General features: G+C 60.7%; 27 protein-coding genes. 16 read left to right on the forward strand and 11 right to left on the reverse strand.

The window, feature by feature from the left end:
- Positions 1-275 precede the first annotated feature (275 nt).
- Entirely contained in the window at positions 276-2186 is a 1911-nt protein-coding gene (locus AC1Q9F_RS08640) for an S-type pyocin domain-containing protein (protein WP_492619545.1), read from the forward strand.
- A complete protein-coding gene (locus AC1Q9F_RS08645) occupies positions 2183-2443 on the forward strand; it encodes a hypothetical protein (protein ID WP_179692609.1) in 261 nt (86 codons plus the stop codon). The genes AC1Q9F_RS08640 and AC1Q9F_RS08645 overlap by 4 nt, the downstream gene beginning before the upstream one ends.
- 44 nt (positions 2444-2487) lie before the next feature.
- On the opposite strand, the gene AC1Q9F_RS08650 is transcribed toward AC1Q9F_RS08645, so the two are convergent.
- From AC1Q9F_RS08650 to AC1Q9F_RS08670, 5 genes are all read right to left on the reverse strand, one after another.
- A complete protein-coding gene (locus tag AC1Q9F_RS08650; protein WP_492619544.1) occupies positions 2488-3399 on the reverse strand; it encodes an SDR family oxidoreductase in 912 nt (303 codons plus the stop codon).
- 152 nt (positions 3400-3551) lie between these two features.
- Positions 3552-4454: an alpha/beta fold hydrolase gene (locus AC1Q9F_RS08655; RefSeq protein WP_273902577.1), complete on the reverse strand. Its 903-nt coding sequence runs from the start codon at positions 4452-4454 to the stop codon at positions 3552-3554.
- Positions 4454-5236, reverse strand: a complete 783-nt coding sequence (locus AC1Q9F_RS08660) for a class II aldolase/adducin family protein (RefSeq protein WP_007957227.1) — start codon at positions 5234-5236, stop codon at positions 4454-4456. Before AC1Q9F_RS08660 ends, AC1Q9F_RS08655 begins: the two co-directional genes overlap by 1 nt.
- Before the next feature lie 132 nt (positions 5237-5368).
- Positions 5369-6055, reverse strand: a complete 687-nt coding sequence (locus tag AC1Q9F_RS08665; RefSeq protein WP_375745500.1) for an LrgB family protein — start codon at positions 6053-6055, stop codon at positions 5369-5371.
- Complete coding sequence (locus tag AC1Q9F_RS08670; protein ID WP_492619543.1) at positions 6045-6431, reverse strand: CidA/LrgA family protein; 387 nt, start codon at positions 6429-6431, stop codon at positions 6045-6047. The genes AC1Q9F_RS08665 and AC1Q9F_RS08670 overlap by 11 nt, the downstream gene beginning before the upstream one ends.
- Positions 6432-6526: 95 nt before the next feature.
- Here AC1Q9F_RS08670 and AC1Q9F_RS08675 point away from each other — a divergent pair, with 95 nt between their 5' ends.
- Complete coding sequence (locus tag AC1Q9F_RS08675) at positions 6527-7414, forward strand: LysR family transcriptional regulator (RefSeq protein ID WP_179692612.1); 888 nt, start codon at positions 6527-6529, stop codon at positions 7412-7414.
- Here the strand turns inward: AC1Q9F_RS08675 and AC1Q9F_RS08680 are convergent.
- The gene (locus AC1Q9F_RS08680; RefSeq protein WP_492619542.1) at positions 7404-7859 is read right to left on the reverse strand and encodes a flavodoxin; all 456 of its coding nucleotides are present in this window, start codon (positions 7857-7859) and stop codon (positions 7404-7406) included. The genes AC1Q9F_RS08675 and AC1Q9F_RS08680 overlap by 11 nt on opposite strands.
- A 153-nt stretch (positions 7860-8012) precedes the next feature.
- Between AC1Q9F_RS08680 and AC1Q9F_RS08685 the strand changes: the two genes are divergently transcribed.
- Together AC1Q9F_RS08685 and AC1Q9F_RS08690 are read left to right on the forward strand one after the other, a co-directional pair.
- On the forward strand, positions 8013-8489 hold the full coding sequence (locus tag AC1Q9F_RS08685) for a PAS domain-containing protein (RefSeq protein WP_207985057.1): 477 nt from the start codon (positions 8013-8015) through the stop codon (positions 8487-8489).
- A gap of 54 nt (positions 8490-8543) precedes the next feature.
- Positions 8544-9149, forward strand: a complete 606-nt coding sequence (locus AC1Q9F_RS08690; protein WP_192563555.1) for a hypothetical protein — start codon at positions 8544-8546, stop codon at positions 9147-9149.
- Between the two features lie 3 nt (positions 9150-9152).
- Here the strand turns inward: AC1Q9F_RS08690 and AC1Q9F_RS08695 are convergent, their stop codons facing one another.
- Positions 9153-10112 carry a MerR family transcriptional regulator gene (locus tag AC1Q9F_RS08695; RefSeq protein ID WP_492619788.1) on the reverse strand — a complete coding sequence of 320 codons (960 nt, stop codon included), beginning with the start codon at positions 10110-10112 and terminating at the stop codon, positions 9153-9155.
- Positions 10113-10324: 212 nt separating this feature from the next.
- Here AC1Q9F_RS08695 and AC1Q9F_RS08700 point away from each other — a divergent pair, with 212 nt between their 5' ends.
- The 6 genes from AC1Q9F_RS08700 (at position 10325) to AC1Q9F_RS08725 (ending at position 13312) form a co-directional block, all read left to right on the forward strand.
- Positions 10325-10894: an antibiotic biosynthesis monooxygenase gene (locus AC1Q9F_RS08700; RefSeq protein ID WP_007957213.1), complete on the forward strand. Its 570-nt coding sequence runs from the start codon at positions 10325-10327 to the stop codon at positions 10892-10894.
- A 56-nt stretch (positions 10895-10950) separates the two neighbouring features.
- Positions 10951-11661 carry a dihydromonapterin reductase gene (folM, locus tag AC1Q9F_RS08705; RefSeq protein WP_492619541.1) on the forward strand — a complete coding sequence of 237 codons (711 nt, stop codon included), beginning with the start codon at positions 10951-10953 and terminating at the stop codon, positions 11659-11661.
- 22 nt (positions 11662-11683) lie between these two features.
- Positions 11684-12244 (forward strand): GTP cyclohydrolase I FolE, encoded by a 561-nt coding sequence (gene folE / locus AC1Q9F_RS08710; RefSeq protein ID WP_007957209.1) that lies wholly within the window; start codon positions 11684-11686, stop codon positions 12242-12244.
- Entirely contained in the window at positions 12245-12616 is a 372-nt protein-coding gene (folX, locus tag AC1Q9F_RS08715) for a dihydroneopterin triphosphate 2'-epimerase (RefSeq protein WP_096819038.1), read from the forward strand.
- Between the two features lie 68 nt (positions 12617-12684).
- Complete coding sequence (locus AC1Q9F_RS08720) at positions 12685-12981, forward strand: DUF1244 domain-containing protein (protein WP_492619540.1); 297 nt, start codon at positions 12685-12687, stop codon at positions 12979-12981.
- A complete protein-coding gene (locus AC1Q9F_RS08725) occupies positions 12974-13312 on the forward strand; it encodes a HopJ type III effector protein (protein WP_492619539.1) in 339 nt (112 codons plus the stop codon). The genes AC1Q9F_RS08720 and AC1Q9F_RS08725 overlap by 8 nt, the downstream gene beginning before the upstream one ends.
- 63 nt (positions 13313-13375) lie before the next feature.
- On the opposite strand, the gene trxB is transcribed toward AC1Q9F_RS08725, so the two are convergent.
- Positions 13376-14338, reverse strand: a complete 963-nt coding sequence (trxB, locus tag AC1Q9F_RS08730; RefSeq protein WP_007957204.1) for a thioredoxin-disulfide reductase — start codon at positions 14336-14338, stop codon at positions 13376-13378.
- Positions 14339-14648: 310 nt separating this feature from the next.
- Between trxB and cysZ the strand changes: the two genes are divergently transcribed.
- Complete coding sequence (gene cysZ / locus AC1Q9F_RS08735) at positions 14649-15401, forward strand: sulfate transporter CysZ (protein WP_394598855.1); 753 nt, start codon at positions 14649-14651, stop codon at positions 15399-15401.
- Between the two features lie 42 nt (positions 15402-15443).
- Complete coding sequence (locus AC1Q9F_RS08740; protein ID WP_492619538.1) at positions 15444-16664, forward strand: glycosyltransferase family 4 protein; 1221 nt, start codon at positions 15444-15446, stop codon at positions 16662-16664.
- Here AC1Q9F_RS08740 and AC1Q9F_RS08745 read toward each other — a convergent pair.
- The 3 genes from AC1Q9F_RS08745 to AC1Q9F_RS08755 form a co-directional block, all read right to left on the reverse strand.
- A complete protein-coding gene (locus AC1Q9F_RS08745) occupies positions 16633-17736 on the reverse strand; it encodes an NADH:flavin oxidoreductase (protein ID WP_492619537.1) in 1104 nt (367 codons plus the stop codon). The genes AC1Q9F_RS08740 and AC1Q9F_RS08745 overlap by 32 nt on opposite strands.
- A gap of 157 nt (positions 17737-17893) precedes the next feature.
- Positions 17894-18376: a glutathione peroxidase gene (locus tag AC1Q9F_RS08750; RefSeq protein WP_007959082.1), complete on the reverse strand. Its 483-nt coding sequence runs from the start codon at positions 18374-18376 to the stop codon at positions 17894-17896.
- Between the two features lie 122 nt (positions 18377-18498).
- Entirely contained in the window at positions 18499-18984 is a 486-nt protein-coding gene (locus AC1Q9F_RS08755; RefSeq protein ID WP_007959084.1) for an FKBP-type peptidyl-prolyl cis-trans isomerase, read from the reverse strand.
- On the opposite strand from AC1Q9F_RS08755, the gene AC1Q9F_RS08760 reads away from it, so the two are divergent.
- From AC1Q9F_RS08760 to yihG, 3 genes are read left to right on the forward strand one after another with little or no spacing between them, the layout of a single operon-like run.
- On the forward strand, positions 18983-19291 hold the full coding sequence (locus AC1Q9F_RS08760) for a DUF3565 domain-containing protein (RefSeq protein ID WP_492619787.1): 309 nt from the start codon (positions 18983-18985) through the stop codon (positions 19289-19291). The two genes, AC1Q9F_RS08755 and AC1Q9F_RS08760, sit on opposite strands and share 2 nt — an antisense overlap.
- A gap of 60 nt (positions 19292-19351) precedes the next feature.
- On the forward strand, positions 19352-21451 hold the full coding sequence (gene pta, locus AC1Q9F_RS08765) for a phosphate acetyltransferase (protein ID WP_492619536.1): 2100 nt from the start codon (positions 19352-19354) through the stop codon (positions 21449-21451).
- A gap of 4 nt (positions 21452-21455) precedes the next feature.
- Positions 21456-22361, forward strand: a complete 906-nt coding sequence (gene yihG / locus AC1Q9F_RS08770; RefSeq protein WP_492619535.1) for a 1-acylglycerol-3-phosphate O-acyltransferase, YihG family — start codon at positions 21456-21458, stop codon at positions 22359-22361.
- Positions 22362-22750: the final 389 nt, after the last annotated feature.

Consider the following 22750-nt stretch of genomic DNA (forward strand, 5'->3'; position numbering starts at 1 on the left):
TACAACCTACACCCTTCTCAGATATCTCTGCGCAAACTCTCCTGTAACTTCAATGGGCAAATACCCATTAGTGATTCGTACGTTTATGTTCTGAAAAACCAACGCACATTCAAAAGGATATGAATATGCAAAGACCACCTCCATTTGAATTGACGGAGCCTGTGTGGACAACCGCTGAAGCACCGCCGCATTTCAACCCCGGTATTTCCACTGTTGATCACAATCGTTATAACGGTCCGTTCGGCACGCCGCGCAGCCCTGCCCGTTATCAGCAGGTGTTGCAGAACTTCATTACCCCGCTGACTCAGGAATACCAGGCGAAGGCTGCACAAATCCCGCAAGCCATTGAAGTCGATCTGGCCGCGACCCGCCTGGAAGAGTCGACCCAGCCGCTGCCGCCCGCTGCCGCGATCAGCCGAGAGCTGGGCGTGCGCAACCGGCTGATCCAGCGCAAGAACGCGCAACTGCAACAGCAGGCACAACTGTCCCACGGCTTCTACGGCAGCGATCCCACCGACAAGACGGTCTACCAGTTCCTGTCCCGGGCCTACGCCGTGGACAAGGTGCTGAGTCCCAACGGACCGGGGATGAACCTGTGGAAGCAATCCTATCGCGCGGCAATGGAAGTCAGATTGCTGACACAAACGCTGGCGACGCTGCATCAACAACACGTCAACGTGCACAACTGGCTGGCGGCGGTACAGGCCAACGACGCCGCGCAGGCCCAGGCCGCAGAAACCGCACGCCGTGCCGCGGAACAGGCGCGGATCGCCGCAGAACAGCAACGCCAGAAAGCCTTGGCGGAGACGGCGCGGCGCCAACAGGAACAGCAAGAAGTCCAGGCCCGCGAGCAAGCGCGGTTGGCGGCGCTGGCCGAGGCGCAACGCAAGGCTGCGGAGCAGGCGCGGATTGCCGCCGAAGCCGCTGCGCGCCAGCTTGCGGCTGAACAGGCGCGCCTGAAGGCCCTTGCCGATTTGCAGCGCCAGACAGAGGCTGCACGCCAGGCCCGTGACCAGGCACGAGCGGATGCAGGCCAGCGGGTTTATCCGGCTTTTGGCGCTGCGGCCAGCACCGGGCCGGTGATCGCATTCGCCTCGAACGCAGCGCGCCTGAACCCGTCGACAGCCACAGCGATCCTCACGGTCCTGCGCTCGGCGGTCGTCGGCATCAACGCCTTGGGCGCCTCGCTGCTGGCACCGGTTGCGGTCGGTTTCGCGGCTTTGCTGGCGCCTTCACGTCTGGGCAACGGTGAGCGTTTCAGCGTCAGCGTGCCGCTGGTCGAGTTGTCTTCTGCCACGCCGCAGGCATTACGCGAGATCGCGCAGCGCCAGGGCACATTGCAGATACCGGTCGGCCTGGGGACAAGAAGGATGAACGACGGCGCCGAAGTCTTCGTGGTCAGCGCTGACGACTTTCAGGTACGCAGCGATGTTTCGGTGCTGCGCGCGACCTTCGATTCGCTCAACGGGGTTTACGAGACCGTCCTGCCCGACTTGCCCAACGACATTCTGACCTGGACTCCGGCCATCAGCCCGGGCGACAGCTCCACGCTACTCCCGAGTGCCGATACCGATCCGCCGACATACAGCGGCGCGCCGATCATGCCGATCGAGGGAAGGCTCGACCTCCACCCGAGCCTGGAGGAGGAATGGGAGCGCTTCATCATTGTCTTTCCGGAGGACTCGGGGGTTGCGCCGCTGTATGTGGTGATCAGCAGTCCGTATGCCGGAGGTAGTGCAGACGGCGAACACAGCGGCCGAGCATTCAATCCGAATGAAACGGGTGGCCCGATTCAGGAACTGGGTTGGGCGACAGCAACGGCTTCATCAGAAGGGGAAAATATCGTGAAACTGCATATTTCCAGGTTCTCGGCATCAGCCGCCAATAAAGTAATGCTTGATCGCCTGGAGAGAATTGTTCGTGGCGAGCTTGAAGCAACGGATACAGACAAGCGCTTCTACACTCATGAGCTAAGAGAGTTCGAAAGATTCAGAGCCTTGGGCTACGGCGATACCGAGCGACCTGATCCGGAGTCACCGGTGTGGAACAATGTGCACACGGCAACATTGGAAGACTTTCAACTGGCGGATGATGTTTCACTGCTTTACACACCGGAAGCACTGGCCGCAGACGCAGAACAGGATGAGCGCGATTACCAGCGGCTGTTAAAGGAGATGTGGAAATGAGCGTGGTTGAACAGATTGTCAAAAACGAATCGCTGGATGACATCGTTACTGTGTTCGCATTGACCAGGCCAAATCCGCTTCTGGACATGATGATCAGGCGTTACAACCCGGAGATTCTCAAAGGGTACGGTGCGTTGGAAAACGCTTACTCTCGACTCTTCGCCGCCGGTGTACTGGCTATTGATGAGAGTGGTCTGGCGATTAAAGGCCCCAACTGGTCCCCTCCAAAATTCATGATCGAAAACAGATACACCTGACCCGCCAATCGGCCACCTGACTCTCGCCAGGTGGCCACTTCAAGCTACAACGAATACTTCTGCAGATTCCCCATCATTTCCTTCAGCGCCTCGATGTTGTCCTTCGGATGCGCCGCGCCTTCGAAATCACAGATCTGCTGCCAGTGCGCCGCGACGTCTTCCGGGGAAAAACCGACGCGAGGATCGAACCCGGCACCGAGGCTGCGCTCCCAGCGCACCTTGCCCATCCAGCCGCCGCCGACTTCGAACAGGCCCGAAGTTTCCTGGCATTGTTCGCTGGCCAGGTACACCACCAGCGGGCTGACCAGTTCCGGTTTGAGTTGTTCGAACACTTGCGGCGGGATCAGGCCTTCGGTCATGCGGGTGCCGCCGGTGGGGGCGATGGCGTTGACCAGGATGTTGTTCTTGCGACCTTCGATGGCCAGGGTGCGGGTCAGACCGTAGAGACCGAGTTTGGCCATGCCGTAGTTGGACTGGCCGAAATTGCCGTAGATGCCCGAGGTCGATGCGGTGAAGATCACTCGCCCGTAGTTTTGCTCACGCAGGTGCGGCCATGCGGCGCGGGTCACCTTGTAGGCGCCTTCGACGTGGACGCGATAGACCAGATCCCAGTCGGCGTCTTCCATCTTGTGAAAGGTCTTGTCGCGCAGGATCCCGGCGTTGTTGACCACCACATCGACGCGGCCGAACACATCGAGTGCGTTCTGCACCAGTTTGTCGCCGTCGGTGACCGAGTCATGGTTGGCTTCGGCGATGCCGCCGGCCTCGCGGATTTCCGTTACCACACGATCAGCGGCCGAAGCGTTGGCGCCTTCGCCCTGGGTCGAGCCGCCGAGGTCGTTGACCAGCACTTTGGCACCCTGTTTGGCGAACAGCAAAGCGTGAGCGCGCCCCAGGCCACCACCGGCTCCGGTGACGATCACGACTTTATCTTCGAAACGCACAGACTCATTCATCGGGGCAACTCCAGCAGGCCTGAGGGACAGTGTCCACGAGTGTCAGGCACGACGCGTCTGGTCACAACGAACACGGCTGGGGCTGAATGGTGCGCGATAAGGCTGGGGGATGATGAAAACGTGCCGAGGCGCCAGGCGCCTGCGGCACGAATTCAGGAGCACGCCACCTTGCGCGGCGGCAACACGAAGTGATCGCGAAATTCGAGGTAGTGCTTGAGCACCTGCACCGGCGCTTCGGTTTGCGGGTAGTGACCGATGCCCGGCAACAGCACGGTATCCGCGTCGGGAATCAGCTCGCGATAACGCTCGACCATGTGCGCGCCGGAAATCGGATCGACTTCGCCATCGATCACCCGCAGCGGCACCTCGCCGCGCTGCATCGCCGCGACCCAGCGATCACGCTGAACCCGGCGCTCGGGAATGTAGTGAATCAGCTTGTGCATGACTCGCGGCCCGCGATTGCATTCGATCAGGCTCCAGAAATCATCCATTTCGCTTTCGCTGGGCCGGGTGTCCGGGCCGAAAATCTGATGGAAACTTTTCACCAGCGCATCACGGGTGAACGCTCGGCCGATCATCCAGCCCAAGGGACTGAGCAGCAGTTTTTGCGTCAGCAATGGCCGGTGGGTTTCCGGGAACAGACCACCGTTGAGGAACACGCAACTGGCGACCTCGATCAGGTCTTCGTAATGCCGGGCCAGCAGTTCCTGGGCAACACTGTCGCCGTAGTCGTGGGCAAGGATGTGCACCGGTTGCTCGACCTGCAGATGCGCCAGCAAGGCCTGTTGCAGATCGGCCTGCTCCAGCAGGCTGTAGGTGTGATTCAGGGGTTTGGCCGAGTCGCCGAAGCCGAGCATGTCGCAGGCAATCACCCGGTAGCGCTGGGACAGCGGCTGCCACAGGTAATGCCAGTCCCAGCTGGCCGTCGGAAAGCCATGGATCAGCAGCAGCGGTTCGCCCTGCCCGGCCGTCCAGTAGCGGATCGGCTGACCACGGAAGACAAACGTCTGGCTGCGTTTGCGCCAGGCACTCAGAGGGATCTCGGCGAGAGGCATTAGAGTTTATACCCGGGGTCTTGTTTATCGAGTTTGCGCAGCAGCGCTGGCCAGGCCAGCGCGCCACCCATGCCTTGAGCACTTTTGGTGACGCCGGCAATCATCGCCTTGGCGCCCGCCAGAATCTGCGGTTCGATGGCGATCAGTTCGGCACCGCCGGTCTGCGCCATGACCTGGATGTCGCAGGCGCGCTGGAAGGTGAACATCATCAGGAACGTGTCGGCGATGGTGCCGCCACAGGTCAGCAGACCGTGGTTGTGCAGCATCAGGAAATTGCTGTCACCGAGATCCGCCTGCAACCGCGCTTTCTCTTCATGGTTCAGGGCCACACCTTCATAGGCATGAAAGGCCAGGCTCGACAGCACGAACAGCGATTGCTGACTGATCGGCAACACGCCCTGCTTCTGCGCCGATACCGCGACACCAGAGGCGGTGTGGGTGTGCAGCACGCAGGCCACGTCGTGCCGCACTTCGTGCACGGCGCTGTGGATGGTGTAGCCGGCGGGATTGATTTCGTATGGGCTGTCCATGAGTTTGTTGCCGGCCTGGTCGACCTTCACCAGACTCGAGGCGGTGATCTCATGGAACATCAGGCCGAACGGGTTGATCAGGAAATCTTCGGTGCCGGGCACCTTGGCGGAAATGTGGGTGAAGATCAGATCGTCCCAGCCATGCAGCGCGACCAGACGATAACAGGCGGCCAGATCGACCCGGGTCTGCCATTCCGCGGCACTGACCTGGTCTTTGACGTTCACGGACGAAGGGACGGGGGCTACGCTCACTGTATGCACCTCTGCGTTCTTATTGTTTTTGCGTGTGTCAGCAGTCTAGTCAGCCCCGGACGGTCGCGTAGTTGCATTGGCAGCCAGCTTGATGACTGAACGAGTCAGCTACGCAAACAGCTTGGATCCATGTCAAAGCAACGACGCCAACAAAGGCGCGGCGAACAGATTGAGCAGCCCGGTCAGCACCATCACCAGCCCCGCCACCGAGCCTTCTTCGCCACCCACTTCATGGGCCCGACTGACCCCTGCACCGTGCGCACCGACGCCGAACAATGCACCGCGCGCCAGGGCGCTGCGCAACGGCAGCCACTTGAGCAGCACACCGCCGAGCATCGCTCCGAACACACCGGTGAACATCACGAACACCGCAGTCAGCTCCGGCACGCCACCCAGATCCTGCGCCAGCGGCATGGCGAACGGTGTGGTGATCGAGCGCGGCACCAGCGACAGCGTCACCGAACTGTCCAGCGCCAGCGCTTTCGCGAGGCCGAACGAGGTGGCGATCGACGCCGCACTGCCGGCCAACATGCCCAGCAACAACGCCGACCAATGCCGCGCCAGCAGACGCCGCTGCTGCCAGATCGGCACCGCAAACGCCACGGTGACCGGACCGAGCACCAGCATCAGCCAATGGGTGTTGCTGGAATATTCGGCGTAAGCGGTGTGCAGCGGCACGGCAAGCGCCAGCAGCAATGCGGGGACCAGAATCAGTGGTGACAGCACGTAGCGCCCGGTCCGGCGATACAGCCAGCGACTGAACAGATAAGCCAGCAACGTAAACGCCAGCCAGAACATCGGCATCAGCTCAAGCTTCATGGGACCGCCTCAGGCGCACGGCCAGTTCCACGGTGAACGCGGTCACCAGCATCACCATCAATGTGCTGGCCGCGATCACCAACAAGATCCGCCAGCCGTCATCGCGCAACAATGCGCCGTAATCCAGCAGACTCATCAGCGCTGGAATGAAGAACAGCAGCATCTCGGCCATCAACAATCCTGCGCCCATTTGCAGCGCCGCCGGTTTGACCCAGCCGAGGGCGAACCCCAGCAGCAACAGCGCCATGCCGATCACGCCGCCGGGAATCGGCCAGGCCAGCCACGCTGAGATCTGGCATCCGAGCAGGTAGAGAGCGAGCAGCACGGCCAGTTCGGCCAGCAGGCGGGAGAAGTATTTAACGGTCGAGGCTTTCATCGGAGGGCTCCTTTCAGGTGCCTATTTTACGAACCCGACTGCCATCTCCGAAGCGAATTGTTAGACTCAAAGCCATTCCAATCTGGAATCAGGCCATGGAATTCAAACAGCTCAAAAGCTTCGTCGAAGTCATGCATCAGGGCGGCTTCACCCAAGCCGCGAAGACCCTGCACATCAGTCAGTCCGCCGTGAGCAAGCAGATCGCCCAGCTCGAACAGAGTCTCGGCACGCCTCTGCTCGAACGGCTGGGTTCGCAGATACGCCTGACCGCCGCCGGCAGCGTGGTGCTGCAACGGGCCGAAGGCATGCTGCGGTTGCGCAATGAATTGCTCAGCGAACTGGATGACCTCAGCCATCTGGCACGCGGCGAGTTACGTCTCGGGCTGCCATTGCTCGGCAGCGATGCGTTGTTTGCCGGGTTGTTCGCTGAATACCGACGGCGTTACCCGAACATCAGCGTGCAGTTGCTTGAGGGCGGCAGCCGCAATATTGAACAGGCGGTGCTAAGTGGGGAGCTGGAGTTGGGCGGCAGTCTTCTGCCGAAAGATCCGCAGTTCGACTTTCAGCCGTTCTGCGATGAACCGCTGGATGCGTTGCTGCCGGTGGATCACCCACTGGCGGCAAGAGGCGAAATCGGCCTGGAGGAACTGGCCGATACGCCGTTTCTTTTATATCAGCGCAGTTTTGTGCTCAACGATCGGTTGCTTCAGGCGTGCCAGCAAATGGGCTTTACCCCCAAGGAAGGCGGGCGCAGCGGGCAGGCGGATTTTCTCGCGGCGCTGGTGGCCGCCGGGCAAGGCGTGGTGTTGCTGCCGAGCGTAGTGGCGCGCGGTCTGGTGCGGCCAGGCGTGGTTCGCCTGACCCTGAACGCGCCGGATTACTTGCGTTGGGATATCGCGTTCATCTGGCGTCGGGGCGCCTATCTGTCGAAGGCTGCGCAGGCCTGGCTGGCGCTGTTGCGTGAACGCGGGATCAGCCCTTGAGCGTGGCGATCAACTGTTCCAGCCAAGGCTCGGCGTCGGTTTCCGGGGTAACGCTTTCGCTGGCGTCGATACGCAGCATGTCCTGCACTTCGCGCACGCCCAGTTCACCGAACAACTCGCGCAGTTGCTCGCCGCCACCGCAGAACGTGTCGCCGTAGCTGGCGTCACCCAAGGCGATCACCGCGCCAGGCAAACCACGCCAGGCCGCCGGCAATTGGTCGCGAATCGCCGAATACAACGGTTGCAGGTTGTCCGGCAGCTCGCCCATGCCGGTGGTCGAGGTCACGCCGAGCAAGGCTTCAGGACCAAAGACCTGAAGATCCGCAAGGCTTGCGCGTGAGTTGTAGAAGGTTTCAAAACCGGCGGCGTTCAACAGGCTCTGAGCGTGGCGAGCGACTTCTTCGGCGGTGCCGTACACCGAGCCGGAGAGGATGGCGACTTTCATCAATCTGATCCTGAAACTGAAAAAAAGAGCGGCGATAGTAACAGCCAGCGGCGCCCTGTTGCGATTGGCTCTCGATAAGTGCTGATGGCCAGTAGACAGCGCTGGGCGATCTTCTAGAATGCCTGCGGTCGATAACACTGAAAGGATTCATAGATGATCAATGCCAGTCTGCTGCAGATGGTGATCAACGCGTCGAACGACGGGATTGTGGTAGCAGAGAAAGAAGGCGATCAGGACAACATCCTGATCTACGTGAATCCGGCTTTCGAAAAACTGACTGGGTACACCAGTGAAGAGATTCTCTATCAGGACTGCCGTTTCCTGCAGGCCGGGGACCGCGACCAGGCCAGTCTGGATGTGATTCGCGACGTTTTGAGAGAAGGCGGCTCATGCCGGGAAATTCTGCGTAACTACCGCAAGGACGGCACGCCGTTCTGGAACGAGCTGTCCCTGTCGACGGTAAAAAATGCCGACGACGGACTGACCTATTTCGTCGGCGTGCAAAAAGACGTCACGGTTCAGGTCAAGGCCCAGCAGCGGGTTGTGCAACTGGAAGCTCAGGTTGCGGCACTGGAAGCAGAAATTGCTGCCTTGAAAGCGACGAACGGCGCAAACAAAACAGCGAACTAATTGTCATTAACTACAATCACCAATGACTTTGTAATTATTCATTTCGAGTTAACCATGCAGCGTGACGCCCTCCTGACCCAGGATGAGCTGGATTTCATCCAGACCATGCAACACAACCCGCAACTCAATGTGCGGGATGCGACGTCGAGCCTGCTGGTCAATGGTGGTTCGCAAATCCGTGATCTGCTCACGCGTCTGGCGGCCCATGAGCAAGTCACCATCCAGGCCAACTTCGAAAATCAGCAGATGACCTTCCCGCTGCATCTGGTGGAAGACGAGTTCCACGCCCTGCACCTGCGCCTTGGCGTACCGAGCATCTACGAAGACGGGCCGATGGTGCGTCCATGGCGCCTGACCCTGGAAGAACCGGTGGCACTGGAAAATGCCAAGGGTCAGCCAGGTACGCTTTGGGTTCACGAGGTTTCGCACAAGGGTGTGCTGCTGGAAGTGCGCAACAAGACCAAACCGCCGAAGCATTTTGCCTTGTGGTTCAGCCCTTCGGGCTACGAGCGAATTTCCCTGCGCGGGACGTTCGAGCGGGAAACCGAAAGCGGCTTTTATGCTTACGATTTAAGCCAGAGCGATGCCGACGAAACCGAACGTCTGCGCCAGTTCATCCTGCAACAGCATCGTCTGACCCACCCTGCCCTGCACACCTGATTCTCAGGTATCCAGCGTTCCTGCGAGGAACTGATTCATGCGCTGGCGCATGGTCGATCCTTCATTGCCCAGACAGCCAACCGATGATCCGGCCAGGCTGTCCTGCGCCAGATCGGCAGCATCGCCTGCGAGCATCAACTGACAATCAAGACTCAAGGCCAGACGATTCAGACGTCGTGGCAGCTCTGCGGTCGGCGCGTGATTGGAAAACAGCACCAACGCCTGTGGCCTGGTCTTTTCGCACACCAGCGTCAGCTCGTCGAACGGCTGACCGGTGGTGAGCACACGAACGCCCGCGTCATTGCCGCTGAGAAACAGCGCCGCCACCAGCAATTCCAGCTCACGACATTGACCGGCCAGCGCGCTGACGATCACTTTGCGCGGTTGCGAGCCGCGCAGCACGACAATGCGCTGCAGTACCTTGGCGCGCAGAAAACCATCGAAGAACAGCCACTCGCTGGTTTGCCCGAACGCGTCCTGACGCTGGAGCATTTGCAGCCACAGCGGCATCAGGATGTCCTGAAAAACCACGGGCAAGGCGTAGGAGGAGAAAATCTGGCCGTAGACCCGGTCGAGCCACTGATCGTCGAACGAGCTGACGGCCTGCCGGACCTGCTCCTGCCACTGGAGATAGTCCGCCTGTACCAGATCATCGGGAATGAAGTCGGCCAGCACCTTCATTGGCTCGGTCTTGGCGAGGATCCTGCCGATCTTGCTCACGGCGACACCGCGATCGATCCAGTCGACGATGCTGCGAACGCGCTCGATATCGGTCATCGAATACAGCCGATGCCCACTTTCGGTGCGTGTCGGCTGGATCAAACCATAGCGCCGCTCCCATGCGCGCAATGTGACAGGGTTGACCCCGGTCAGGCGCGACACTTCTCGTATCGGGAAAAGCTCTTCGCGCTCCAGCGCAACAGATGCCTGCGAAGCAGGGCGAACGTCTGTAATGACAGGCATTTGGGCGGACACGTCCTTGTTGGCGTAGTTGGATCCCATTCTACTCCGTATGCCCCTTATCGGTTCAAGCAACGAAATGGGACGAAAGTCTCTGGTTCGTCACGAAAATGAGGAATAATCCTTGCTTATCGAAAAACGCAGCCCTCTACCCCGGCGCTGCGTCAGGCGAAACTCCTACCCGGAGCGACGCAAATGCAATACGGAGATACACAATGTCTACTTCCCCCGTCACGCTGATGGTCGCGCGTCGTGTCGCCAATGGTCGTTATCAGGATCTGATCGCCTGGTTGCGAGAAGGCGAACAACTGGCCACCGACTTCCCCGGTTACCTCGGCTCCGGCGTATTGGCCCCGCCTCCCGGCGACGATGAATTCCAGATCATTTTCCGCTTCGTCGACGAACAGACCCTGCACGCCTGGGAACACTCGGCATCGCGTACTGCATGGCTGGCTCGTGGCAGCGATCTGTTTGCTCACCCGACCGAACATCGGGTCAGCGGCATCGAAGGCTGGTTCGGTGCAGCCGGCGCGCGTCCTCCGCGCTGGAAACAGGCCGTGGCGATCTGGCTGGCGTTCTTCCCGGTGTCGCTGCTGTTCAATTTCGTGCTGGGCCCGCTGCTCGCTGAAATGAGCCTGTTGCCGAGGGTCTTCATCAGCACGCTGTGCCTGACCCCGTTGATGGTCTATTTCTTCATTCCGCTGTCGACCCGCCTGCTGGCAGGCTGGCTCAACCCGGCGCCTGCACGCCCGCTGCCTGCCGCACCCTCCACGCAAAATCGCTGAAGCCGTCGCTCGCGTCGCTGTTATAGTTTTTGCTCTGACTTCGACGCGAGCCGTACATGACTTCTCCCACAGCTCCCATCCTCATCACCGGCGCCGGCCAGCGGGTCGGCCTGCATTGTGCGCAGCGTCTGCTGGAAGACGGTCATCGGGTGATCTTCACCTATCGCAGCGAACGACCGGGTGTGAAGACGTTGCGGGATCTGGGCGCCCTCGGGTTGCACGCGGACTTTTCCAGCGAAGCCTCGATCCTCGCGTTCATCACCGAACTGAAGGCCCACACCGACAGCCTGCGCGCCATCGTGCACAACGCCTCGGAGTGGCTGGCGGAAAACGGTGACGGTGAAGCCGAAGCCTTCAGCCGCATGTTCAACGTTCACATGCTGGCGCCGTACCTGATCAACCTGCATTGCGCCGAATTGCTGCAGCGTTCGAGTCCTGCCGACATCATCCACATCAGCGATGACGTCACCCGCAAGGGCAGCAGCAAACACATCGGCTATTGCGCCAGCAAGGCCGGGCTCGACAGTCTCACGCTGTCCTTCGCCGCGCGCTACGCGCCGTCAATCAAGGTCAACGGCATCGCGCCAGCCCTGCTATTGTTCAATCCCGACGACGACGCGGCGTACCGCGCCAAGGCGCTGGCCAAGTCCGCGCTGGGTATCGAACCCGGCAGCGAAGTGATCTATCAGAGCCTGCGTTATCTGCTCGACAACCCGTATGTCACCGGCACGACCCTGACCGTCAACGGCGGGCGGCACATCAAGTAATACGCCCCCGCGAGGATGCTCCATGACCCGTTCCCTGCCCGAGAATTACCGCGAGATCCTGATCGGTCTCGGTGAAAACCCTGACCGCGAAGGACTGCTCGACACGCCGGTGCGCGCGGCCAAGGCCATGCAGTATCTGTGTCACGGCTACGAACAGAGCGTCGACGAAATCGTCAATGGCGCGCTGTTTGCGTCCGACACCGACGAGATGATCATCGTCGCCGACATCGAGCTCTATTCGTTGTGCGAACATCACCTGCTGCCCTTCATCGGCAAGGCCCATGTGGCTTATATTCCGACGGGCAAGGTGCTGGGGCTATCGAAGATCGCGCGGCTGGTGGACATGTTCGCCCGCCGCCTGCAGATTCAGGAAAACCTCACCCGCCAGATCGCGGAGGCGGTCCAGCAAGTCACCGATGCCGCCGGTGTCGCGGTGGTCATCGAAGCCCGGCACATGTGCATGATGATGCGCGGTGTCGAGAAACAGAATTCGACTATGAACACCTCGGTCATGCTCGGCGCCTTCCGCGAGTCGAGCAACACCCGCCAGGAGTTCCTGCAATTGATTGGACGGAGCAAGTAAATGCCACAACTTCAACCGGGAATGGCGCGCATCCGGGTCAAGGATCTGCGCCTGCGCACCTTTATCGGGATCAACGAGGACGAAATCCTCAACAAGCAGGATGTGCTGATCAACCTGACCATCCTGTACGCCGCGCAGGAAGCGGTGCGTGACAACGACATCGACCATGCGCTGAACTACCGCACCATCACCAAGGCGATCATCGCCCATGTGGAAGGCAACCGTTTTGCGCTGCTCGAACGCCTGACCCAGGAGCTGCTGGATCTGGTGATGGTCAACGAATCGGTACTGTACGCCGAAGTCGAAGTCGACAAACCGCATGCCTTGCGTTTTGCCGAGTCGGTGTCGATCACCCTCGCCGCCAGCCGCTGAACGTGTCTGGCGCTCCGGGCGTCAGACTTTTATCATCCGCGCCACGATTTGACTGCACAGAGCCCATCATGACCGAGCAACAACGCCTCGAACTCGAAGCCGCCGCCTTCCGCCGGCTGGTCGCCCACCTGGACAGCCGCAAGGATGTGCAGAACATCGACCTGATGAACCTCGCCGGGTTCTGCCGCAACTGCCTGTCCAAGTGGTACAAGGCAGAGGCCGACGAGCGCCAGATCGAGGTCAGCCTCGACGATGCCCGTGAAATGGTTTACGGCATGCCATACGCCGACTGGAAAGCCCAATATCAGCAAGAAGCCAGCGCCGAACAACAAGCGGCGTTCGCCAAAGGAAAACCCAATGAGTGATCTGAACACCCTGCGCGCCAGCCTCAAGAGCGGCGAACACGTTTTTGCCGACACCCTGTCCTTCATCGCCGCCGGTTACGACTACCAGCCTCAGGCGTTCAACAACGGCGGCGTGGAAAACGCGGCCGGGCAGAACGAAGGTTCGTGCAAGACCCTGGGTCTGGCGCTGATGGAAGGCTTGAGCGACGAAGAAGCGCTGCTGGCGTTCGGCGAACACTACCGCTCGGTCGTGGCAACCCCTGAAGGCAGCGATCACGGCAATATCCGTGCGCTGATCCAGCACGGTCTGGCGGGCGTGAAATTCGAAGCGCAACCGCTGACCCGCCGCTGATTCCGAGCGAATCGCAGGCATGAAAAAACCGGCCAATTGGCCGGTTTTTTTGTACCTGCAATCTTAGAACGAAACGTTCTGCAGATCGTCCAGATAGCGCTCGGTGTCCAGTGCCGCCATGCAGCCGGCGCCGGCCGAGGTGATGGCCTGACGGTAAACGTGGTCGGCCACGTCGCCGGCAGCGAAGATGCCTTCGACGCTGGTCGCGGTGGCGTTGCCTTCACGGCCGCCCTGAACCACGAGGTAGCCGTCCTTCAGCTCCAGCTGACCTTCGAACAACGAGGTGTTCGGGGTGTGGCCGATCGCGATGAACACGCCGTCGACCTTGATTTCGTCGAAGCTGCCGTCGTTGTTCTTCAGACGCGCACCGGTCACGCCCATGTTGTCGCCCAGCACTTCGTCCAGGGTCGCGTTCAGTTTCAGCTCGATCTTGCCTTCGGCCACACGGGCGTTCAGCTTGTCGATCAGGATCTTCTCGGCGCGGAAGGTTTCGCGACGGTGGATCAGGGTGACCTTGCTGGCGATGTTGGCCAGGTACAGGGCTTCTTCGACAGCGGTGTTGCCGCCACCGACCACAGCTACCGGCTTGTTGCGATAGAAGAAACCGTCGCAGGTCGCGCAGGCCGAAACGCCTTTGCCCATGAACGCTTCTTCCGACGGCAGGCCCAGGTAACGAGCGCTGGCGCCGGTGGCGATGATCAGCGCGTCGCAGGTGTAAGTGCCGCTGTCGCCGGTCAGGCTGTACGGCTTGGAAGCGAAGTCCACAGCGTTGATGTGATCGAAGACGATCTCGGTTTCAAAACGCTCGGCGTGCTCGCGCATGCGCTCCATCAGCACCGGGCCGGTCAGACCGTGGACGTCGCCCGGCCAGTTGTCGACTTCGGTGGTGGTGGTCAGTTGACCGCCGGCCTGCATGCCGGTGATCAGCAGCGGCTTGAGGTTGGCACGGGCAGCGTAGACGGCAGCGCTGTAACCGGCAGGGCCGGAACCGAGGATGATCACTCGCGAATGACGGACTTCAGACATGAACCTGCTCCTGTTGACCGGCCAAGACACCTGGCCGGACGCCGGACTGCCGGCGGGAATAAAAAAGGACTGTGGATAACCTTGGGGAAGGCGTGAGCTCGACAGTCCTGTAAAAAGTTGGGTGCAGCGTATCGAGGGGGGCAAGATTAAGGAAATACGGTTTAACAATCCAGCTCATAGGTGGTCTCTATGCCGACACACTGATGAGATGGACGTCTTTGTTACAGTGAATGTCGATCCCGCTGCCGCGCTTTCACAGGTTCTGCAAAGTCGGTAAGGTCGGCGCGTTTTCCCTTGCTCGGAGCACCTTATGCCCGCCCCTGTTCTGTCCGGCCCGCAATACCTGCGCGAAGGCCTCAAATTGGTTCTCAGCCCGAGCCTGCGCCTGTTCGTGCTGCTGCCGCTGGCCATCAACCTGGTGCTGTTCGTCGGATTGATCTACCTGGCCGGCCACCAGTTCAGCCTGTGGGTCGACACGCTGATGCCGTCGCTGCCCGAATGGCTGAGTTTCCTCAGTTACATCCTGTGGCCGCTGTTTGTGGTGCTGGTGGCGTTGATGGTGTTCTTCACCTTCACCATGCTGGCCAACGTGATCGCCGCACCGTTCAACGGTTTCCTCGCGGAAAAAGTTGAAGTGGTGGTGCGCGGCACCGACGACTTCCCGGCCTTCAGTTGGGGCGAACTGATCGCCATGATCCCGCGCACTTTCGCGCGGGAAATGCGCAAGCTCGGTTATTTCCTGCCCCGGGCGATCGGCCTGTTCATTCTCTCGTTCATCCCGGTGGTGAACATCGTCGCCGCGCCGCTGTGGCTGCTGTTCGGGGTGTGGATGATGGCGATCCAGTACATCGACTACCCGGCGGACAACCACAAACTGGGCTGGAACGAAATGCTCGCCTGGCTGCGGCAGAAGCGCTGGCAGAGCATGAGCTTTGGCGGGATCGTCTATCTGGTGCTGCTGATTCCGGTGGTCAACATCCTGATGATGCCGGCCGCAGTGGCTGGCGCGACACTGTTCTGGGTGCGTGAGCGCGGAGCCGAGAATCTGGTGACGCAACGCTGAGGCCGCGTCACAAATCCATCATCCGAACGTCACAACCACGACATGGCCTCAGCCGACACTGAGGTCATGACGACAGCTCTACATATCACCCTCATCAGCGAAACTTTCCCACCGGAAATCAACGGCGTGGCCAATACCCTTGGCCGCTTGTGCGACGGTTTGCGCGCACGCGGGCATCGGGTGGAACTGGTGCGACCGCGTCAGGTTGACGATCCGCAGCGCACTGAAGACGACTCGCTGCTGCTGTGCCGGGGCTGGCCGTTGCCGGGTTATCCGGGGTTGCAATGGGGGCAGTCGTCGATGCACAAACTGTTGCGACGCTGGACGCGCCAGCGCCCGGACGTGCTCTATATCGCCACCGAAGGGCCGCTCGGGTTGTCGGCTTTGCGCGCGGCACGGCGTCTGGGGATTGCTGTGGTCAGCGGCTTTCATACCAATTTTCAGCAATACACCCACCAGTACGGGCTGGGATTGCTGACGCGTTTGCTCACCCACTATCTGCGTTGGTTTCACAATCGCTCGGCCCTGACGCTGGTGCCGAGCGTCAGCCAGCGCCTGGAGCTGGAGCGTCGGCATTTCGAACGCCTGGCGCTGCTGTCGCGGGGTGTCGACAGTCAGTTGTTTCACCCGGCCAAACGCCTGAATGCCTTGCGTGAGCAATGGGGTCTTGGCGAGCAGGACATTGCTGTCATTCACGTAGGACGTCTGGCGCCGGAGAAAAACCTCGGCCTGCTCAAGCGCAGTTTCGAGAAACTCGCCGGGACTTATCCACAACGTAACCTGAAGCTGATCGTGGTCGGCGATGGGCCACAACGAATGGCACTGGAAAAGGAACTGCCCGAGGCGATTTTCTGCGGCTCGCAACGTGGCGAAGCGCTGGCGGCGCACTATGCGTCGGGGGATGTGTTTCTGTTTCCGAGCCTGACCGAAACTTTTGGCAACGTCGTGCTGGAAGCGCTGGCCTCAGGCCTTGGGGTGGTGGCTTACGATCAGGCCGCGGCAGCCCAGCATATTCGCCATGGCTACAACGGCGTGCTGGCGATGCCCGGGGATGAAGAGGCGTTCTGCGAGGCAGCGGCGTGGCTGCTGGAAGAAGACGAAAGGTTGCGCTGCGTACGCCTGAACGCACGCCAACACGCCAGCCGCCAAGGTTGGGCGGCCATCGTCGAACAGTTTGAAAACCATTTGCTGGGGGCTTGCCGCGACCTGCGCGACAAGCCGCCCACGGCGATCAAACCAGCGTCATCAACGCCTCACGGCTGAACGGCAGAATGTCCTGCTCGCGGCCTTCGCGCACTTTCTGCGCCCAGTCCGGATCGACCAGCAGCGCACGCCCCACCGCCACCAGATCGAACTCGTCGTTGTTCAGACGCTCCAGCAGCTTTTCCAGACTGGCCGGTTGCGCGACCTTGTCGGTGTTGACCATGAACTGTAGGAACTCGCCATCGAGGCCGACGCTGCCGACGGTGATGGTCGGTTTGCCGGTCAACTTGCGTGTCCAGCCGGCCAGGTTCAGGTCGGAACCGTCGAATTCCGGCTCCCAGAAACGGCGCGTCGAGCAATGGAAAATGTCCACGCCAGCGTCGGACAACGGCTTGAGGAATTCGCCCAGCGCTTCGGCGGTTTGCACCAGACGCGCAGCGTAGTCCTGCTGTTTCCACTGCGAGAAGCGGAAGATGATCGGGAAGCCTTCGCCAACAGCTGCGCGTACGGCCTGAATCAGCTCGATGGCGAAACGCGAACGGTTGGCCAGGCTGCCACCGTATTCGTCAGTGCGCTGGTTGCTGCCTTCCCAGAAGAACTGGTCGATCAGGTAACCGTGAGCGCCATGGATTTCCACGCCGTCCATGCCGATGCTCTGGGCATCTTTGGCGGCTTGGGCAAACGCAGCGATCACGTCCTGGATGTCCTGTTTGGTCATGCCGTGTATGACGACCTGACCGTCCTTGAGTTTTTCCGACGGGCCGTAACCCGGCACGCTCGCGTCCGGCTCGGTGCCCAGACGGCGCACATTGCCAACGTGCCACAGTTGCGGAACGATCTTGCCGCCTTCGGCGTGCACCGCATCCACGACTTTCTTCCAGCCGGCCAACGCCGCCTCACCATAGAAGTGCGGCACGTTCGGGTAACCGTTGGAAGCCTGGTGGCCGACGGTGGTGCCTTCGGTGATGATCAGGCCGACCCCGGCCGCTGCGCGACGACGGTAGTACTCAATCACTTTGGAATTGGGTACGCCACCCGGGGAAAACGAACGGGTCATCGGCGCCATGACCACGCGGGTCGGCAGTTCGAGGGCACCGAGCTGGAACGGTTTGAACAGGGCTTGCACGGGCATGGGAGGCTCCACGAAAAATTGATCGACGGGCATGCGATTCATATGACGGCGATAATATGCGGAGTTGCAAACGTGCGATAGCACTATTGATCTGAATGATTAAGGGTCAAAAGGCAGGCGAAAAAAATCGCAGCTCGAGGGCTGCGATTTTTGCGTTTCAGCTCAGGGCTTTTTCAATCGCCGTAATCACCGAAGGATCATCCGGCGCCGTGCGCGGCGAGAACCGGGCCAGTACCCGACCGTCCTTGCCGAGCAGGAATTTCTCGAAATTCCAGGTGATGTCACCGGGAAACTCCGCGCCCTCGCCCGCCAGCAGGCGGTAGAGCTGATGACGGTCGTGACCGTTGACTTCGAGCTTTTTCGACAACGGAAAACTCACGCCATAGTTGAGGCTGCAGAATTCCTGGATCTCCTGCTCACTGCCCGGTTCCTGACCGGCAAACTGGTTGCACGGCAGGCCCAGCACACTGAAGCCTTTGCCTTTGTATTGCTGATAAAGGTTTTCCAGCGCCGCGTACTGTGGGGTCAAGCCGCATTTGGAGGCGACGTTGACCACCAGCACGACTTGGCCCTTGAAGGGTGCCAGCGGTAGCTCCTGACCATCCAGGGCTGTCAACTTAAGGTCGTGAAAAGCACTCATGACGAACTCCAGATTCCCGTTTTCTACTCGAAACAGCCACTTGGCGAGGCCACCAAGGACAGCCGCGGACTAAAAAGGCGCCCTCGGGCGCCTCTCCAGTACTCGAAGCTTAGCGCAGAAAATCAGTGGTGATGGCCACCTTCGCCATGGACGTGACCATGAGCGATTTCTTCCTGGCTGGCGTCACGGATGGCAACGACCTTCACTTTGAAGTTCAGGCGCTGACCGGCCAGCGGGTGGTTGCCGTCGACAGTGACGTCGTCGCCGTCCAGGTCACGGATGGTGACGATCTGCATCTGGCCGTCCGGCGCCGAAGCGTGGAACTGCATGCCGACTTCCAGCTCGTCAACGCCTTCGAACATGCTGCGGCTCAGGGTGCTGACCAGTTCAGCGGCGTATTCGCCGTAGGCATCTTCCGGCTCGACGGAAACGTCCAGCTCGTTGCCGACTTCTTTACCTTCCAGGGCTTTTTCCAGGCCCGGGATGATGTTGCCTGCGCCATGCAGGTAGACCAGCGGAGCGCCGCCGGCGGAGCTGTCGATGACCTCACCAGCGTCGTTGGTCAGGGTATAGTCGATGGAGACAGCCTTATTGGCGGCGATCAGCATGGGGCGAGACCTTTTGCATAAGAATGAAGAACGGACAAGTCTAAACAAGGATTTGCCCGAAAGCGAACAGAACCCGGACAGACGGGATCGATTGGAGCCCGTGACCGTCACCGGATTCCATCAGGACGAGGACGGCCACTGGGTCGCCGAGCTGTCCTGCGGCCACACCCAGCACCTGCGCCACCAGCCGCCGTGGCAGTCGAGGGCATGGGTGCTGGACGCAACGCAACGTATTGAAAAAATAGGCCAACCCTTTGCTTGCGGTTGGTGCGCTCAAGGCTCGGTTAGCGATAACCTTGGCGACTGAAATTCGGCAGATCGGCACACAGAGACGATCGCCATTGCCATGCACCCTTAGAGAATCCGCATGCAAACTTTTTTTATCGCGCCCACCGACTTTGGTGTGGGTCTGACCTCCATCAGCCTCGGGCTGGTGCGTACGCTGGAGCGGGCCGGGCTGAAAGTCGGCTTCTTCAAACCGATTGCCCAGCCGCATCCGGGCGACACCGGCCCTGAGCGTTCCACCGAACTGGTGGCGCGCACCCACGGCCTGAAACCGCCGCAACCCTTGGGTCTGGCCCACGTCGAGCGGATGCTCGGCGACGGCCAGCTCGACGAGTTGCTCGAAGAAATCATCACTCTCTACCAGCAGGCCGCCATCGGCAAAGACGTGCTGGTCGTCGAAGGCATGGTGCCGACCCGCAGCGCCAGCTACGCCGCGCGGGTCAACCTGCACCTGGCCAAGAGCCTGGATGCCGAGGTGATTCTGGTCTCGGCCCCGGAAAACGAAGTGCTGACCGAACTGTCCGGCCGCGTCGAGTTGCAGGCGCAACTGTTCGGTGGGCCGAAAGACCCGAAAGTCCTCGGCGTGATCCTCAACAAGGTCAAGACCGACGAAAGCATGGACGCCTTCGCCGCGCGTCTGAAAGAGCATTCGCCGTTGCTGCGCACTGGTGATTTCCGTCTGCTCGGCTGCATTCCGTTCCAGCCCGAACTCAACGCCCCGCGCACCCGCGACGTCGCCGACCTGATGGGCGCCCAGGTGCTCAACGCCGGCGACTACGAAACCCGGCGCATGACCAAGACCATCATTTGCGCACGCACGATGCGCAACACCGTGGACCTGCTCAAGCCCGGCGTGCTGGTGGTGACCCCCGGCGATCGCGACGACATCATCCTCGCCGTCAGCCTTGCCGCCATCAACGGCGTACCACTGGCCGGCCTGCTGCTGACCAGCGACACCCTGCCCGATCCGCGCATCATGGATCTGTGCCGCGGCGCATTGCAGGCTGGCTTGCCGGTGCTGTCGGTGAGCACCGGCTCCTACGACACCGCCAACCTGCTCAATGGCCTGAACAAGGAAATCCCCGTCGATGACCGCGAACGCGCGGAGATCATCACCGACTTCGTCGCCAGCCATCTGGATGCCAACTGGCTGCACCAGCGCTGCGGCACGCCGCGGGAAATGCGCCTGTCGCCGGCGGTATTCCGTTATCAATTGATTCAGCGTGCACAATCGGCGAACAAGCGCATCGTCCTGCCTGAAGGCAGCGAGCCGTTCACCGTGCAGGCGGCGGCGATCTGCCAGGAGCGCGGGATCGCCCGTTGTGTGTTGTTGGCCAAACCGGCGGACGTCGAAGCCGTCGCCCGGGCACAGGGCATCGTGTTGCCGCCGGGGCTGGAAATCCTCGATCCGGATCTGATCCGCGAGCGCTACGTCGAACCGATGGTCGCCCTGCGCAAGAGCAAAAGCCTCAATGCGCCGATGGCCGAGCAACAACTGGAAGACACCGTGGTGATCGGCACCATGATGCTGGCGTTGGATGAAGTCGACGGCCTGGTCTCCGGCATCATCAACACCACCGCCAACACCATCCGCCCGGCCTTGCAGCTGATCAAGACCGCGCCGGGCTGCACGCTGGTATCGTCGGTGTTCTTCATGCTCTTCCCCGAAGAAGTGCTGGTCTACGGCGACTGCGTGATGAACCCGCACCCGAGCGCCAGCGAACTGGCCGAAATCGCCCTGCAAAGCGCCGACTCGGCCGCCGCCTTCGGCATCACCCCGCGCGTGGCGATGATCAGCTACTCCAGCGGCGAATCGGCTACCGGCGAGGAAGTCGAAAAAGTCCGCGAAGCCACCCTGCTCGCCCACGAACAACAGCACTCGCTGCTGATCGACGGGCCATTGCAATACGACGCCGCCGCCAACGAAACCGTCGCCCGACAACTGGCGCCGAACAGCCAGGTGGCCGGTCGCGCCACGGTATTCGTGTTCCCCGACCTGAACACCGGCAACACCACCCACAAAGCCGTGCAGCGCAGCGCCGATTGCGTCAGCCTCGGCCCGATGCTGCAAGGCCTGCGCAAACCGGTGAACGACCTGCCGCGCGGCGCGCAGGTCGACGACATCGTCTACACCATCGCCCTGACCGCGATTCAGGCTGCCAACCGACCTCTGGATATCTGACCCGATGCTGGCTTTTCTCCCTGCCCCCCTGCGCGGCGTGATCGCCGCGCTGCTGCTGGCGCTGAACACGATCCTGCTGTGCTCGTTCCTGTTTCTCGTGGCACTGATCAAAGTGCTGCCGTTCGACCTCGCCCGCCGCGCCTCGCGCTGGCTGATGAGCCACACCCACGAAGCCTGGATCAGCAACAACAAAGGCTGGATGAACCTGGTCCGCCGCACCCGCTGGCACCTCAGCGGCCTGCAAGGCCTGGACTATCAACACTCGTACCTGATCACCAGCAACCACCAGAGCTGGGTCGACATTCTGGTGCTGCAATACGTGCTAAACCGACGCATCCAGCCACTGAAGTTCTTCCTCAAGCAGGAACTGATCTGGGTCCCGGTCATCGGTCTGGCGTGGTGGACACTGGGCTTCCCGTTCATGAAACGCTATTCAAAAGCCTATCTGGAAAAACACCCGGAAAAGAAAGGCAAAGACCTCGAAACCACCCGCAAGACCTGCGCGAAATTCCGCGACAACCCGGTAGGCATCTTCAACTTCGTCGAAGGCACACGCTTCACCGAAGGCAAACACACGCAGCAGCAATCACCGTTCAAATACCTGCTCAAACCCAAGGCCGGCGGCATCGCGTTCGTACTGGATGCGATGGGCGAACAACTGGAATCGATCGTCAACGTCACCATCCACTACCCCGGCGGACGCCCGGGCTTCTGGGATCTGCTGTGCGGCAATGTACGAGACGTAGTAGTGCACTTCGAAGAACTGAAAATCCCACCCCAGTTCATCGGCAAAAACTACGACCAGGACGGCGAATACCGCCTGCAATTCCAAGGCTGGATCAACCAACTGTGGCAAGACAAGGATGCATTGCTGGAACAGATGCACCGCGAATATCCCAACCGACGCTGATACCCCCTGTGGGAACACCTGACAGAAATTGGTCATCTGTCAGGCCGCCATCGCCAGCAGGCTGGCTCCCACAGGAAACAGTTCGCTTTTAGCTTCCCACCACTCAACACAATGAGCGTTAGCTCGAGTACCGCTCTTGACGTGCCGGCCCCTTCGGCCGGCTGAGTGGAGGGATTCATCAGGGGGTGGGAGCGCAGCGACCGTGCGGCGCAGCCGCATGCATCGAGAGGAGGTGCAGCGAAGCAAACCGTAGGCGATGCCCCCGGATGAATCCCGTAACGAAGGAACACCGAGCCAAAGCGAGGTGCCGAACGCCGGGGCCCAGCGTTTTTGGTTACTTTTTTGGCGTTTGAAAAAAGTGACTCGCCGTAAGGGCGAAACCATAAGAA

It is taken from the genome of Pseudomonas sp. GW823-FHT04A03, assembly GCF_058796615.1.